The following is a 15,446-nucleotide window of genomic DNA, read 5'->3' as shown; positions in this document are numbered from 1 at the left end:
TTGCTGACCGTGACCCCGCAGTTGCCCCCTCGCGCGCGATCGGCCGTGGGCAAGGAGATGGTGGACACTTACCACCGTGAAGAAGCCGAAAAAGTGCTGTCCCCCGTCAGCAAGTTTTTGGCGCGTCATGGCATCGAGCCCAAAACCCTGAGCAAAGTCGGTCACGCCGGCGAAATCATCTCCAAAGCCGCTGACGGTGGCCAGTTTGACTTGCTGGTCATGGGCTCACACGGACACGGCACCTTGGGCAACTTGGTCATGGGCTCGGTCGCCACCCAAGTGCTGGCCAACTGCAAAGTGCCCCTTTTGCTGGTGCGTTGAGGCCTCAGCGGGCGCTCAAACCGTCAAAACAGGTGCTCATCACCAAATCGAGGATCTGCGCTTCGGTGTGCTGGTCGCCCATTTTGAGGAACTCCAACACCGGGTCGCAGGCACGGGCAAACAAGGTGTAGAGCACCGCCACGGCGGGCAAAGTTTTGTTGAGGTGGCCTTGGGCTTGCGCTTGTTCGATCCAGCCGCCCAGCTCGTCGCTGACGGCCATCAATCCGTCCATGTAATCTTTGCTGCCCATCAATGTGGCGCGCAAACTGGAGTTTTGGCTGGGCAGGGAGGGCATCAGGCCTTGCAACTTGAGGCTCATCGTCCAGCGGGTGACGGCCTTAAGTTTGTCGATGGCCGCTTGTTCGACAGGCAAAGACTGAATGAATTCCAAGGCCTTGCGGATGGCGATCACCATCGCCGCACACGCCAGCTCTTCTTTGCTGGTGAAATGTTTGTACAAGCTGGCTTTGGCAATGCCCACTTCGGCGGCCACTTCGTCCACCGTCATCGCGTCAAATCCTTTTTCGGACAGCAAGCGGTTCACCGACTGGATGATGGCTGTCTCCCGGGCCGCCAACATCTGGATTTTGAAAGACTTTTTCGGCAAGGTCTGTGCGGTGGTATTCATGGACAGATTTTAGCCTTCAAGATCAGAAAAAGACCATCCAGTCATGGTGGAGGCGGGGGCACCCAGGCGCGAGGCCCGGGTCAGGCGTTCTTGCACCGCTGGATCAAGCCTTTTGCAACCCCGCCACGCCCGCTCGAATGGCCCATTGCGCTTGGGTCTTGAACACACCGTCCACACGCGCCGGGTTGGGCGTGGTTTTGAACTCGGCGTGGATGCCTTCAGGCCGCACATCGAGCAGGGTGTAACCCCGCTCATCGGCGCGGGCGTGCACGATGTCGGGGTTGCTGTCGCGAATTTGCGCGAGCAATTTTTCAGACATGCCGCGCGAAGTGACCGAGGTGGTCACGATCTCGCTGGCCACCACGGGTGAGCGCTCGTTATTGGGCTGGACACGCAATTGGGCGGCCACATTCATGTGCACATCACCCCCCAACATGACCACGTTGTCCATGCGGGCTTGGGCCACCGTGCCGAGCAAGCGGGCTCGGGCTTGCGGGTAACCGTCCCAACCGTCGGTGAAGGTACTCCGGCCCATGGGGGTGATCACCCCGCTGGAGCTCACTTGTGTGGACTGGGCCACCAACTTCCAGCGCTGGGTGCTGCGGGTCAGCCCGTCAGACAACCACTGTTCTTGGGCCATGCCCAGCATGCTGCGCGAAGGGTTGGCCAAGGCTTCGCAGCCGACCACCACACGGCCGCCACCGCGCATCGGGTCCGGACACGCTTGGTGGTCACGGTACTGGCGGCAGTCGAGCGTCCACAAATCGGCCAGACGCCCCCAAACCATGCGGTCATAGATGCGCATCTGACTGGCGTTGGCCGCGTCGGGCCCCAAACGCAAAGGCATGTGCTCGAAATAAGCCTGGTATGCGGCGGCACGGCGTCGCAAAAACACCTGCGGATCGGTCAAGCGCCGGTCCTGGTTATTCGCGTAATCGTTGTCCACCTCGTGGTCGTCCCAGGTCATGACCCAGGTGTGCGCCGCGTGGCAGGCTTGCAAATCGGCATCGGTTTTGTATTGCGCATGGCGCTGCCGGTACTCGTCAAGCAAAGTGGGCACGCCCCCGATGTGCTTGCGCAACAGGTATTGCGCGTTGGAACTTTCATAAATGTAGTCGCCCACAAAAAGCACCAGATCGAGGTCGCTGCGGGCCATCTCCCGGTGCGCGGCAAAGTAACCTTGCTCGTAATGCTGGCAAGAGGCCAAAGCGATGCGCAATCGGTCCACCGGGTCGTCTACACCCGGGCTGGTGCGGGCGCGGCCCACCGGGCTCACGGCGCTGCCGCAGACAAAACGGTACCAATAGGGGCGGCCAGGCTGCAAGCCTGTGGCCACCACATGCACGCTGTGGGCGCGGCTGGCGTCGGTCTGCACCTGCCACTGGCGCACAGGCTGGCGCAAGGCCTCGTCGGCAAACACTTCACAGACCAAGGCGATGGTTTGCGCCTGGAGGGCAGCATCGGCCTCGGTGATGTGCAAACGCGTCCACAGCACCACACTGCCCGACTGTGGCTGGCCACTGGCCACCCCCAAGCTGAAAGGGTCGACCTGCCAGCGCAGCCCCGAACCCATAGCGCTGCCCTGGTTCAACTGCGCCTGCGCGCCTGCGCCCAGCCAGGGCGTCAAGGCCAGGGCCAAGGCACGCCGCTGCCAATCTCGTCGGGAAACAAGGAAACGGTTCATCTCAACGGGTCGTTTTGTTTGGCATGGGGCAATTCCACAAGCATGTTAACCGCGCACGCCATGCTGACCACCGGCACAATGGCGGTCATGAGCCTTTCGACCCGACCCCGCAAAGACCACCTGGACGCCTTGGCTGTGTGCATTTTGCTGGTGTGCTGCATGTTCTGGGGCTTTCAACAGGTGCTGGTCAAAGCCACGGTGGCCGAATTACCGCCCGTGTTCCAGTCCGCCGTGCGCGGCCTGGGGGCCACGCTGCTGCTGTGGTTGTGGTGCCAGTGGCGCGGGGTGCGCCTGTTTGAGCGCGACGGCAGCGGGTGGGCGGGTTTGCTGGTGGGCTGCCTGTTTGCAGCAGAATTTGCATGCATTTACATCGGCCTGCAGTACACCTCGGCCTCGCGGCTGACGGTGTTTTTGTACACCTCGCCCTTTTGGGTGGCCGCTTTGGTGCCTTGGTTCATCCGCACCGAGCGGCTGCGGCCCGTGCAATGGCTGGGCATGGCTTGCGCGTTTGCCGCGGTGGTCTTTGCCCTGCGCGAAGGTTTTGGCGGCGGCGGCGCCACAGGCGACCTGATGGGCCTGGCCGCCGGGGCCTTGTGGGGCCTCACGACGGTGGCCATCCGTGCGGCCAATCTGACTCGGCTGGCCGCTGAAAAGCTGCTGTTTTACCAACTGGCCGTGAGCACCCTGGTACTGCTCCTGGTGTCACACTTGTTGACCGAGTCCTGGAACGGAACATGGAGCGGTTTTGCCATGGGTTCGGTGGCGGTGCAGTCCGTGGTTGGCGCATTCGCCAGCTACTTGGCCTGGATGTGGATGCTGGGCCACTACCCCGCCACCAAGATCTCGGCCTTCGTCTTCCTGACCCCGCTGTTCGCCTTGCTGTTTGGCACACTCTGGCTGGGCGAGGCCGTGACCCTGACGCTGGCCCTGTCCTTGGCGCTGGTGGCGGCGGGCATTGTGCTGGTCAACCGCAAATGAGCCCCTTGTGAGATGGATGTTTACGCTTTTTTGAAAGACCCCCATGACCTACCAAGCCCTGCAAATCACCAAAGACGACACCGGTTACCGCTGCACCCTGCAAACACTGGAAGACAGTGCCTTGCCCGAAGGCGATGTGGCCGTCCAGGTGGACTACTCCACCGTCAACTACAAGGACGGCCTGGCCATCACGGGCAAAAGTCCGGTGGTGCGCAAATTCCCGCTCACCCCCGGCATTGACCTGGCCGGCACCGTGACCGAAAGCCAACACGCGCTGTTCAAAGCGGGCGACCGAGTGGTGCTCAACGGTTGGGGCGTGGGCGAAAGCCACAGTGGCGGCCTGGCGCAAAAGGCACGCCTCAAAGGCGACTGGCTGGTGCCACTGCCGGCCGCCTTCACACCGCGCCAAGCCATGGCGATTGGCACCGCAGGCTACACCGCCATGTTGTGTGTGATGGCGCTTGAAAAGCACGGCGTCACGCCTGCCAGCGGCGACATCTTGGTCACGGGCGCGGGCGGCGGCGTGGGCAGCGTGGCGATCGCGCTGCTGGCCAAGCTGGGCTACCGTGTGGTGGCCAGTACCGGCCGCCCGCAAGAAGCGGACTACCTGCGCCAGCTGGGCGCGGCCGACATCATGGACCGGGCCGAACTGAGTGCCCCCGGCAAACCGCTGGCCAAAGAGCGCTGGGCCGGCGTGGTCGACACCGTGGGCAGCCACACCTTGGCCAACGCCTGCGCCAGCACGAAATACGGCGGCGTGGTCACCGCCTGTGGCTTGGCCCAGGGCATGGATTTTCCGTCGAGCGTGGCGCCCTTCATTTTGCGTGGCGTAACACTGGCGGGCATCGACAGCGTGATGGCACCGCGCGCGGTGCGCGAAGCCGCTTGGGCGCGTTTGGCACAAGACCTGGACACCGCGCAGCTGGAGCGCATGACGCGCGAAGTGGGCTTGGCCGATGCCATCGGCTTGGGCGCAGACATTTTGGCGGGCCAAGTGCGCGGCCGGGTGGTGGTGAATGTGAACCGCTGAGGGGCTCTTTCCAAAGAGCGCCACACCGATTTCCGAAACGCGCGCTCAGGCCACCCGACCCAAGGCGCGCAGAACTTTCTCTGGCGTGATCGGTTGCGACCAGATCTGCGCATCGAACGGCGCCAACGCATCGTTGATCGCATTCATGACCGCTGCAGGTGCGCCTGCAGTGCCTGCCTCGCCTGCGCCTTTGGCCCCAAGCTGGCTGCTGCGCGTGGGTGTCTGCACATGCGCCACCTCGATGTCGGGCATTTCGCCGCTCATAGGCACCAAGTAATCGGCCATGTTGGCATTGCGCATGAGCCCTTCATCGTCGTACAGACACTCTTCAAACAGCGCGCCACCGATGCCTTGAACAATGGCGCCCCGAATCTGCTCGTCCACGAGTTTGGGGTTGATAACGCGGCCGCAGTCCTCGACCGCCCAGTGTTTGAGCAGCTTCACAAAGCCGGTGTCCGGGTCCACTTCAACATAAGAGGCCTGCACACCATTGGTGAAGATGAAAGGGTAATCGCGCTGGGCATAGTGGCGCGTGACCATGAGCTCCGGCGTGAAGTCATTGGGTAAAAGATCCGAACGGAAGTAGGCGATGCGGCCGAGTTCGGCAAAGTCCAGCACCGACTCCAGCGACTGGGCGTCCACCACATGGCCCCGGCGCACGGTCAATTCCGCCTCGCTTCGCTTGAGGATGACAGCGGCCAACTTGAGGATGTTGGCGCGCAGTGCTTGTGAGGCCAACAAAACCGCTTCACCGCCGACACCCGCACCGCGCGAGGCCCAAGTGCCTCCGCCATAGGGCGTCACATCGGTGTCGCTCATGATGAGTCGCACTTTTTCAAGATCAACGCCGACCCCATCCGCCGAAATCTGTCGGTAAATGCCATCATTGCCCTGGCCCTGTTCGCCGACGCTCACGCTCACACTGATGGCACCCGAGGGGTCCAGACGAATGGTGCAGCCATCTTGAGAAGCAATGCGCGCCCCACCCACCCCATAAAAGGCCGCACTCGGGTTGGTCAGCTCAATCAGTGTGGCAAAGCCGATGCCGCGGTAAATGCCTTGTTCACGCAGCTGGGCAATTTCGGCCTTCAGACGGGGATATTCCATCATCGTCTCGATCTTGCTTAGACAAGCCTCATGCGACAAGACTTCGAGCTTGATACCGCTTGCCCCTGTGGTGGGATAAGCGTCGTCCGGAATCACATTCTTCTTGCGAAACTCCAGCGGGTCCATGCCGATGGCTCGCGCCGCCTGGTCAACCAGTCCTTCTGTCACGGCGCAGGCAATCGGGTGACCCACCCCGCGGTACTGGCAAGTGGGCGTCTTGTTCTGAAACACCACATCCAAATGCGCCCGGTAGTTGGCGTGTTTGTAGGGTCCACCCACCAAATTGACCACTTGATTGCCCTCGATTGCACTGGTGCGCGGGAACATGGAATACGGACCAATGCCCGTCAGGTCGTACATCTCGAAAGCCAGGATCTCTCCGCTCTTGCTGGCGGCAATGCGGGCCGTGACGCGGTGGTGACGGGCGTGAATGTCGCTTGTGAAACTCTCGATGCGATCGGCCACAAACTTGACAGGGCGTCGGCACATCATCGACAAGGCCACCGTGGCAAAGTCATCTGGATAAGCATGCACCTTGATGCCAAACGAGCCACCCACATCCTTGCAAATCACCCGCACAGCGTGTTCTGGCAGGTCAAACTGCCTGGCATACAGGTCCTGCATCATGTGCGGCGCCTGAAAAGAGTGGTAGACCGTCAGCTTCTGATCAGCCACGTTCCAATCGGCTATCTGGCAGCGGGGCTCCAGTGTGACGCCCGTGTGACGCCCGAATTCAAAGGTGGTTTCGACCACCGCATCGGCCTTGGCAAAAGCATCGTCAACCTGGCCCACATTCAGCTTGCGGGTAAAGCAAAGGTTGTCACCCAACTCCGGATGGATGAGTGGTGTGGCAGGATCGAGTGCAGTTTCCATGTCCACCACGGCTGGCAGTTGCTCAATCTCGACGTGGATGAGCTGCAGCGCGTCCTCGGCCTGCTCGCGCGTCTCTGCAACAATGGCCACCACCGGCTCACCTTGCCAGCAGGCACGGTCAAGGGCCAAGGGGTACTGCGGTGCCGATTTCATGCCCGCAAGATGTCCCAAAACCGCCACCCATGGCTTGCATACTTTGGCCAGGTCATGGCCATCAGCGACCAAAATTACCCCGGGCATGCTGCGCGCAGCAACGGCATCAATGCGGGTGATCTTGCAATGTGCGACTGGGCTGCGCCAGTAAACGACATGGGCCATGCGGGGCATTTCAATGTCGTCAATATAGGTGCCCTGACCTTGAACCAATTTTCGGGCACTGGGGCGTTCAATGCTTTGGCCAATGTAGCGGGGGTCCTCGGTCAATGCATGCAAAGGCTTTTCTTCATGGCTGACCTTGGGGGGGTCCAGTACTTCGGGTCCCGCTTGGTCCAATGTGTTCTGTGTGGTGGTGTTCATGCGCTCACCTTTTCGGATGGACGGCTGGACGCGTTCTTGGCGCGCTCGGCCAAGGTTTCGCAGATGGCATCGACAATCGCGTGGTAACCGGTGCAGCGGCAATAGTTGCCACTCATCCATTCACGCACTTCTTCCCGGGTCGCATCGGGTTTGGCCTCCAGCAACTCCTTGCCTGCCATCACCATACCCGGCGTGCAAAATCCGCATTGCAAGGCGTTGTTTCTGACAAACGCTTCTTGCAAGTCACGCACATCGCCATCGGCACTGAGGCCTTCGATCGTGCGGACCTTACCGCCTTGGGTTTGAATGGCCAAAGTCAGGCATCCACGCACGATGCGCCCATCCACCTCAACGGTGCATGCGCCACAAACACCGTGTTCGCAACCCAGATGTGAGCCTTTGAGACCCAGTTCGTTTCGGATGAAGTCCACCAAATGCTGGCGTGGAGCCACGCTGCGCACTTGCGGTTGACCGTTGACTTCAACGTTTAGCGTTTGAAGAGATGCCATGCGTTTCTCCCGGAATAATTCAGACAGCGATCGCGCTGCGGCTGGCGTGTGCAGCCGATAACAAACGGCGCGCCAGTACGGTGGCCAAATGCCGTTTGGTTTCGGGGCTATGGGTCAAGTCTGGAAGGGGGTCAAGCTCGGCCTTGAGCGAGGCCACCGCAATTTCCACCGTTGCTGAATCAAGCGTCTTGCCCGCAAGCAAGGCTTCGGTTCGGCGTGCACGCCAAGGAATCGCACCAATGCCCAGGAAAGCCAGATTCACACGCTGGGCCACCGTGCCCTGGAATCGGGCAACCACAGCCAACCCCGCCACCGCGTAATCACCATGGCGCCGTGCCAGTTCATCGAAAGCAAACCAGTCGGCCTGGCTTGCCAGTGGCACATCGGCTCCGACAACGACTTCATCAGGACCGAGAGCGGTCGTGTACAGGTCCATGAAAAAATCAATGGCCGAGATCTTGCGATGCCCGCTGGGGCTTTGCAGGTGAATCTGGCCATCCATGGCGCAAAGGCAACACGGCCATTCAGCCGCCGGGTCCCCATAAGCAATCGACCCGCCCCAAGTGCCTGAATTGCGTATCGCCCGATGGGCGATGTGAGGTGCTGCCATGGCCAGCATCGGGGCATGCTGGCTGACCAAGGCGCTGTTTTCAATTTCAGTGTGCGTGGTCAGTGCGCCAATGTAGAGGCGATCGCCCTCTTGGCGAATGCCACGCAGCTCATGGAGTCCTGTGATGTCAATCACCAGGTTGGGTTCGGACAAGCGCATGTTCAGCGTAGCCAACAGGGTCTGCCCACCCGCCAAAATTCGGGCGTCGTCCCCGTGGGCTTGAAGGAGCTCGAAGAGCTCGGCCATCGCGGCGGGCTTGATGTAATTAAATGCTGCTGATTTCACGGTTGATTTTTCCAATTTTTGTGTTCAACATCGACCATAAAAGGCCTTGCCTCAGAGCTGGGCGCCAAGCCACACCCCAACGGCTGTGGCGATTACGCCCAAGGCAAACCATTTCATGCGCAACCATTCCGCATCGTCTGGCAATTGGCGCATGGGCGGCTGAGCATCAGTCGCACCAGACACAATTAAATCTTCGCTTGGGGCATGGGCGACCCGTGGGTTTTCTTGGGCCGATTCAAGCGTCTCTGGCTCTGCCGCTGGCTTATCGGCATCCGGTTGAACCGGCGCAAGGTGTAACTGGAAGGCATTGAAAAACTGATCTGCCATCTGCTTGGCGGCCCCATCAATCATTCGCCCCCCAACCAAGCCCAGCTTGCCAGCCACCGAGGCCTGAACCGTGTAACGCAAACGTGTGTTCTCGCCTTCATCGCTGAGCTCGACCTGGGAGCGACCACGGGCCATACCGGCTGCACCACCAGACCCCTCAAAAGTCATGGCGCATCTTTCAGCTTCGATGACGTCGCTCATCAAAATTCGACCGCTGAACTTGGCACGAACCGGCCCAACCTTGACCATCATGCGAGCGGTCTTTTCAAGGGGCCCGATTTGCTCCACAGCCTCGCAGCCGGGAATACAAGCGGTCAGGACAGCTGGATCATTCAGTGCCATCCAAACACGCGTTCGAGCCGCGTTAATTACAACGTCGCCTGTCAATTCCATGGGATCATCTTTGGGGTTTTCACGGGGTTGTTTTGTTTACCATCCGCTCAATAATCCTATTATAAATTGACCATACGGTAAATAGCATGCCCATACAGACAAACCCTGATCGGGCGCTTGGCCCCGCTTCTGGGTTAGCGTCCGAGCCTCCCCGAATGCGGCGGCGGTTGGGTGTTGCCGAGCGTGAACGACAAATTTTGGACGGCGCCATTGGCTTTTTTTCACAAAACGGGTTCGGCGCCCAATTGCGAGATTTGGGCCGCAGCATAGGTGTCACCCACGCTCTTCTTTACCATTACTTTCCCACCAAACAAGCATTGATCGACCGGGTTTACTTGGAGGTTTTCGAAGGCCGCTGGAACCCAGCTTGGGAAGCCTTGCTGGATGACCCCGAGAAAACGCCAGAAGAAAAACTTACCGGCTTTTACGACGATTACATCAACTCAGCGTTAAACCGCGAGTTCACTCGTATTTTGGTTTTCTCGGGCTTATCCGATCACGCCATCACCGACCGATTCTTTTCGCTTCTTCGCCAGCGACTGTTCCCTCGCCTGATTCGAGAGACAAGACGCTTTCGCGGTGTCACAAGCCGGGCCAAAGCCAGCGAACGTGAGTTAGAACTGCTGATGGGTTTGCATGGCGGTTTTTTTTACATCGCGATGCGGCGCTGGATTTACGGCCAAGGTGTGGCCAACGATCTAGCTCCCGCACGTTTGAGCCATTCACTTGTCCATGACCGCGTGCTGGGCTATCTGATCGCCAGCCAGACATTGTTCAGCCAAGCCCATATCTCGGCAGCTTCTAAGACCCGTGGCGCGACAAGAAAACGAAATCCATGAAAAATTTTCACCCCGCTGCAGCCTACCGGCTGCGGCAATTACAGCGCGGCCATGGACTGCCGCTATTCAACCAAAAGGAGAACGCATGAAACTCAACAAGTTGGCCCTTTCCGGGTTGATAGCGCTCGCTTGCGCAACTGCTGCCAGCAATGCAGTCGCCCAACAGCGCATCAACGTCAACATCGGTGCAAGCCATCCGACCACCAACATTTGGGCCTACGCCATGAAAGAGGTGTTCCAGCCCGAAGTGGATCGGTTGCTCAAAGAAGGTGGAGGTAAGTATGAAGTGCGTTGGCGTGAAAATTACGGCGGAACGCTGTACAAATTTTCTGAAACACGCGCCGCCGTCAAGGACGGCATAGTTGACGTGGGCATGGTCGGCACAGTCTGGGAAAACTCTGCCATGCCTTTGCAGAACGTCACCTATTTCACACCGTTCGCCACCACCAATCACGAAATGCTGGTCAGCATTTTCGACAAGCTCAACGACACGCACCCAGCGCTCAAGGCCAGCTGGACCTCGCAGAACATGGTGCCTCTGTCGTCGCTCATCACCGATACCTATGACATTTATGCCAATTTCCCCGTGACCAACATGGCCGCGTTACAAAACAAGAAAATCCACGCGCCGGGCACATCGGCCAACTGGATGCGCGACACCGGTGCCACGCCTGTTGAAGGCGCCTTGACCACCTATTACACCAACATTCAGACGGGTGTGACCCAAGGCGCCCTGAGCTTTGCCAGCGGAATCGGCCCGGCCCGTGTTTACGAAGTGGCCAAATATTTGACGCGCGTGGATGTGGGTGCCATGTACCTAGGCAGCGTTGCGGCCAACAAAAGCTTTTTTGACAAATTACCCAAGGATGTTCAGGAAGCCTTCATCAAGGCTGGCAAATCCACATCGGTCGCCCACGGCAAACATGTCACCACCTCCGCTGTGAAAGCCATGGAAACCATGCGCGCCGCCGGCCTTCAGGTCAGCGATCTTCCAGCCGCTGAGCGTGCCAAATGGATCAACGGCCTGCCCGACATCGTCACCCCATGGCTTCAAACCACAGGAGATGCGGGCAAGTCCGTGCTTCGCGCTTACTTTGACGAATTGCGCGCTCGCGGTGTGAAGCCTCTGCGTGACTGGGACAAAGCGGCCCGCTGACCGACCATTTGACCGCGTTGATGGCTGCAGGGCCCACCTCCATTGGTGGGCCCTGTAGCCCATTTGCCCATTCACACGAGGAGAGCCTCTTGCATGCAGATCCCCACGCAGAAATACCTGCCACACCACAGCATCCCTTGGAATTTCCAGCCAATCTCCTGGCGTCTGTTGGAACGGCCTGGATTTTCCTGATCATGGCTTTGGTGGTCGCTGATGTCATCGGTCGAAATTTTCTGAATCAACCCATCACTGGGGTGGCTGAATTCTCCTCTCGCTCGGTCGGCGCCATTGTTTTTCTCCAACTCGCCGCCGCCGTTTGCACCGGTCGAATGACACGCAGTGACTTTTTGCTCAACCTCATCAGCAAGCGCTCGGCCAAAGGTGTCGTGGCACTGAATGTCTTCAATGCCCTGGTGGGTGTTGGTTTGTTTGCGGCCTTGGCCTGGATCGGCTGGTCTGAATTCAGCAACTCCTGGACAAGCAACGAGTTTTACGGCGTGCAAGGCGTCTACAGCGTACCGGCTTGGCCATTTCGTGCGCTGCTGGTTGCAGGCTCCGCCGCAGGTGCGTTGTGCTATTTGATGAGCACCCCCGGCATCTTGAAACAACAAGGGTCCACAGCGCAGGCTGACGATCCCCTGGGAGGTGGGGTATGAGCGATTTGGGCATGGGCGGTTTGCTCATTGGCGTTTTGGTCGTTCTGGTGCTGCTTGGCGTTCACATTGGTGTGGCCTTGTTGGCCGTTGGCTTTGCAGGCGTCTGGCTGGTGCGAGACAACCTCGACATGGCCATCAAATTGTTTTACATGGCGGCCTACAACGGTGTGGCCGACTATGTGTTCGCGACCATTCCGCTGTTTGTGCTGATGGGACTGCTGGTGAGCATCTCCAATGTTGGCAAGGACACTTTCACGGTTGCAGAAGTCTTGCTACGCAAGCTCCAAGGCGGCCTCGGTGTGGCCACTGTGGCTGCCAACACGGTTTTCGCGGCGGTCACAGGGGTCTCGATCGCGTCGGCTGCGGTGTTCACCCGGGTGGCTGTGCCCGAAATGGTCAAACACGGTTACCGTACCACCTTTGCCACCGGCACTGTGGCTGGCAGCTCGGTGCTGGGGATGATGATCCCGCCCAGCTTGCTGATGATCATTTACGGCGTGTTGGCCGAACAATCCATTGGCAAATTGTTTGTTGCCGGAGTCATTCCGGGCTTCTTGCTGGCCATGGTGTTCGCCGTGATGATCATGCTGATGGCGCGGTTCACGCCGGGCCAGGTCTTTGACCCTCAACACCCCTCTCAATTGCTGCGGGGACACCAAATTCAAGTCACCCTGACCGGGCTTCAGATGGTCAACAAGTTGGTTCCCATCGCTGCATTGGTAGTGCTGGTGCTGGGGGGCCTGTACAGTGGATTTTTCACGCCCACCGAAGCCGGTGGTGTGGGTGCTTTTGGCGCGCTGGTCATTGCCTTGATGCGCCGATCTTTGAGAAAAGGCAAACTATGGCAGGTTCTCCACGAAACCGGCAGCGTGTCGTGCACCATATTGATTTTGCTGGTGGCCGCCAGTTTCTACAGTCGCATGCTCAGCGTGGCGGGTGTACCTGTGGCCATCAGCGAACTGGTGCGTGACGCGGGTCTTGGACCGTACGGATTTCTGACCTTGTACATCGGGATTGTGCTGCTGCTGGGGATGATTTTGGACTCCAGCTCCATCTTATTGATCATGACGCCAGTGGCAGCGCCCATCGCCAGCAGCTTCGGTTTCGACCTGATCCATTTCGGCGTTATCACGGTGTTGGCCGTCGAAATGGGTTTGCTGACACCGCCATTCGGTATTTCGGTGTTCACGGTCAAATCTACCTTGAACGATCCCAATATCTCAGTAGAAAGCATTTTTGCCGGTTGCTTGCCATTTCTTGGGGCGATGTTGGCGGTGCTGGTCTTGATCTGCGCCTTCCCCTGGCTGTCCCTGGCGCTGGTCTAGAGTCTGGCGGGCCAAAAACGCGGCCGGGTGGTGGTGAACGTCAACCGGTAAACCCCGCAGCGGGGTTCCTTGATGTCCAAGCCCCTGGCGGTCTTGATATTATTTTTGTCATTTTTACATCACATCTCTGTCATTTTTGATGTTTAAATTTAATTGGTCTTCATTGTTTATGAGATCAATCCATGTCATCTGTACACAAGCTCAACGGCGCTTCCTTCTTGGAACTTCGCCATCAATTGGAATCACGGGGCATCGTGTTTTCCTATTGCGGTTACCTGAATGAGAGCATCTTGTCAGGCATTGGCAACGCCTTGCAAAGCAAGATGGCCATTGACCAAACCGATCAAAAAATTTCGCGCGGCATCTTTTCTACATTTGTGGAACAAGTGCAGAACGTCATCCGTTACTCGGCGGAGACGATTGGCCCTGAAGAGCGTGCCAAGATCGAGCGCGAGGCCGCATTGGCGGAAGGTCGCTCTGAAAATGAGGTGGACGACGGCGAGCTGCGTTACGGTCTGATCACCATCGGCGAGACACCTGAGGGCACCCGCTTCGTCACCTGCGCCAACCTCATCAAAAACGAGAATGTGGCGCGTGTCTCGGCCTCGCTTGAGAGCATTCGCGGACTCAACCGAAAAGAATTGACCACTTTGATGCGCGAGCATCTGAAAGCTGGCCCGCCCGAAGGCTCCAAGGGTGCGGGTGTGGGCTTCATCTCCATCGCACGAGAAGCCAATGGCAACTGGGAATACGACATGGTCCCCATGCCTGACGGTGAGTTCACTTTCTTCTGCCTCGAAGCCTACTTTTAAGAGAGTCCGACATGGAAAAAATTGACATTGCAGCCACATCACGCACGCCCCATTTGAGCTTTGACCCTGCCACTGGCGTTTTTGTGCTCGAAGGAGAGTCTTACCCTGAAGACACCAAAAAGTTTTATGACACGCCTTTGTCCAATGTCTACAGCTTTTTGGAGACGCAGGTTGACGTCAAAGCGGTTTTCTCTTTCAAGTTGAAATACTTCAACAGCTCATCGGCCAAAGTGCTCATGGACTTGTTCTTGGCGGTCGAAGAATCCGCCTCACGTGGCAACGCGTTCAAAATCGAATGGCACTATGCCTCTGACGATGACAACATGCAAGAACTGGGTGAAGAGTTCGCCGAAGAACTCGACAAAGCCGAGTTCGCCATGGTGGCCTTTTGACCCCCACTGAAGGGCTGGCGTGACCGATTCCTTTTTGGCCAAAGAAAATGAGGTTTTGGTCGAAAGTGAAAAACTGCTGACCAATTCCCCAGAATTGATCACGCCTGATGTTTATGCCAAGCTCATGGCGGATTACGGGCGGCTGTTGAAAAACTTTTCGCGCATGATCCGTATCAGCGACAGGAATGAACTGCGACTCCAGTCCGTGTCCGATGAATTGGAGATTGAAAAGAAAAAACTGGAAGGCGTTGCCGACCAACTGGCCAAGTATTTGCCAAGGCAAATTTACGACTCCATTTTCAAAGGCGATCAGTCCATTGAAATCAAAACCCAACGCAAACTGCTGACCGTATTTTTCTCAGATATTCAAGGGTTCACGCACATTTCATCGGTCATCCAGCCTGAGGTCTTGACCCACTACATCAACGCTTACTTCTCGGAAATGTCGGACATCGCCGCCAAATACGGGGGCACGATCGACAAATACATCGGTGATGCGATGATGGTTTTCTTCGGTGATCCTGAAAGTCGCGGTCCCCAAGAAGACGCCTTGGCCTGTGTTCGCATGGCTTACGACATGCAAGAGCGGCTGGCCGAGCTGCACATCCAGTGGCAGCGAGAAGGTCTGCAATTTCCCTTCATCACGCGCATGGGCATCAACACGGGTTACTGCAACGTGGGCAATTTCGGCAGCCACAGCCGCATGGCGTACACCATTTTGGGTGGGGAAGTCAATTTGGCCGCCCGAATCGAAAGCAAATGCGAGCCTGGTGGGGTTTTGATCTCGCACGAAACCTATGCGCAAGTGAAAGATTTTGTGGAGGTGTCTGAGCGCGATTTGTTGGAGCTCAAAGGCATTCCCATGCCGATCAAAACTTATGCAATCGTCAAAGTGAGTGACACCAACCGGTCGCACACGTCGGAATTGCGACTCGATTTAAAAGGCTTGGACAAGATGGTCATCAAACCCGGCAACTTGTCCATGCCCGACCGTTTGAGCCTCGT

16 protein-coding genes are annotated in these 15,446 nt (G+C 58.1%); 10 read left to right on the top strand and 6 right to left on the bottom strand.

Annotated features, from left to right (window positions below):
• A partial coding sequence (locus tag Q0O19_RS10765) for a universal stress protein (RefSeq protein WP_295522851.1) occupies positions 1-321 on the top strand: 321 nt, incomplete at its 5' end.
• Between the two features lie 4 nt (positions 322-325).
• On the opposite strand, the gene Q0O19_RS10760 is transcribed toward Q0O19_RS10765, so the two are convergent.
• On the bottom strand, positions 326-949 hold the full coding sequence (locus Q0O19_RS10760) for a helix-turn-helix domain-containing protein (RefSeq protein WP_295522849.1): 624 nt from the start codon (positions 947-949) through the stop codon (positions 326-328).
• 103 nt (positions 950-1,052) lie between these two features.
• Complete coding sequence (locus Q0O19_RS10755; protein ID WP_295522847.1) at positions 1,053-2,633, bottom strand: alkaline phosphatase D family protein; 1,581 nt, start codon at positions 2,631-2,633, stop codon at positions 1,053-1,055.
• Positions 2,634-2,720: 87 nt separating this feature from the next.
• Between Q0O19_RS10755 and Q0O19_RS10750 the strand changes: the two genes are divergently transcribed.
• Together Q0O19_RS10750 and Q0O19_RS10745 are read left to right on the top strand one after the other, a co-directional pair.
• Positions 2,721-3,611: a DMT family transporter gene (locus Q0O19_RS10750; RefSeq protein ID WP_295522846.1), complete on the top strand. Its 891-nt coding sequence runs from the start codon at positions 2,721-2,723 to the stop codon at positions 3,609-3,611.
• Between the two features lie 43 nt (positions 3,612-3,654).
• Complete coding sequence (locus Q0O19_RS10745; RefSeq protein ID WP_295522844.1) at positions 3,655-4,641, top strand: MDR family oxidoreductase; 987 nt, start codon at positions 3,655-3,657, stop codon at positions 4,639-4,641.
• A gap of 45 nt (positions 4,642-4,686) precedes the next feature.
• On the opposite strand, the gene Q0O19_RS10740 is transcribed toward Q0O19_RS10745, so the two are convergent.
• From Q0O19_RS10740 to Q0O19_RS10725, 4 genes are read right to left on the bottom strand one after another with little or no spacing between them, the layout of a single operon-like run.
• Positions 4,687-7,137, bottom strand: coding sequence for a xanthine dehydrogenase family protein molybdopterin-binding subunit (locus Q0O19_RS10740; RefSeq protein ID WP_295522842.1), 2,451 nt, complete (start codon positions 7,135-7,137; stop codon positions 4,687-4,689).
• Complete coding sequence (locus Q0O19_RS10735) at positions 7,134-7,646, bottom strand: (2Fe-2S)-binding protein (protein WP_295522840.1); 513 nt, start codon at positions 7,644-7,646, stop codon at positions 7,134-7,136. Before Q0O19_RS10735 ends, Q0O19_RS10740 begins: the two co-directional genes overlap by 4 nt.
• 19 nt (positions 7,647-7,665) lie before the next feature.
• Positions 7,666-8,541 (bottom strand): xanthine dehydrogenase family protein subunit M, encoded by an 876-nt coding sequence (locus Q0O19_RS10730; protein ID WP_295522838.1) that lies wholly within the window; start codon positions 8,539-8,541, stop codon positions 7,666-7,668.
• Positions 8,542-8,592: 51 nt separating this feature from the next.
• On the bottom strand, positions 8,593-9,261 hold the full coding sequence (locus tag Q0O19_RS10725) for a CoxG family protein (protein WP_295522836.1): 669 nt from the start codon (positions 9,259-9,261) through the stop codon (positions 8,593-8,595).
• 86 nt (positions 9,262-9,347) lie between these two features.
• On the opposite strand from Q0O19_RS10725, the gene Q0O19_RS10720 reads away from it, so the two are divergent.
• From Q0O19_RS10720 to Q0O19_RS10690, 7 genes are all read left to right on the top strand, one after another.
• The gene (locus tag Q0O19_RS10720) at positions 9,348-10,100 is read left to right on the top strand and encodes a TetR/AcrR family transcriptional regulator (protein ID WP_295522835.1); all 753 of its coding nucleotides are present in this window, start codon (positions 9,348-9,350) and stop codon (positions 10,098-10,100) included.
• 85 nt (positions 10,101-10,185) lie between these two features.
• Positions 10,186-11,256: a C4-dicarboxylate TRAP transporter substrate-binding protein gene (locus Q0O19_RS10715; protein WP_295522833.1), complete on the top strand. Its 1,071-nt coding sequence runs from the start codon at positions 10,186-10,188 to the stop codon at positions 11,254-11,256.
• Positions 11,257-11,450: 194 nt separating this feature from the next.
• Positions 11,451-11,912, top strand: a complete 462-nt coding sequence (locus tag Q0O19_RS10710) for a TRAP transporter small permease subunit (RefSeq protein WP_295522831.1) — start codon at positions 11,451-11,453, stop codon at positions 11,910-11,912.
• Positions 11,909-13,237, top strand: a complete 1,329-nt coding sequence (locus Q0O19_RS10705; protein WP_295522829.1) for a TRAP transporter large permease subunit — start codon at positions 11,909-11,911, stop codon at positions 13,235-13,237. Before Q0O19_RS10710 ends, Q0O19_RS10705 begins: the two co-directional genes overlap by 4 nt.
• Positions 13,238-13,419: 182 nt before the next feature.
• Complete coding sequence (locus Q0O19_RS10700; RefSeq protein WP_295522827.1) at positions 13,420-14,049, top strand: DUF6272 family protein; 630 nt, start codon at positions 13,420-13,422, stop codon at positions 14,047-14,049.
• 11 nt (positions 14,050-14,060) lie between these two features.
• On the top strand, positions 14,061-14,441 hold the full coding sequence (locus Q0O19_RS10695) for a DUF1987 domain-containing protein (RefSeq protein WP_295522825.1): 381 nt from the start codon (positions 14,061-14,063) through the stop codon (positions 14,439-14,441).
• Between the two features lie 19 nt (positions 14,442-14,460).
• Positions 14,461-15,446 (top strand): adenylate/guanylate cyclase domain-containing protein (locus Q0O19_RS10690; protein ID WP_295522823.1); only part of this gene is annotated, 986 nt, incomplete at its 3' end.

This window comes from Limnohabitans sp. Rim8 (assembly GCF_945869175.1).
Lineage (GTDB): Bacteria > Pseudomonadota > Gammaproteobacteria > Burkholderiales > Burkholderiaceae_C > Limnohabitans_A.
Note: the sequence above shows the minus strand (reverse complement) of the source record. Positions and strands in the feature narration are given on the sequence as shown.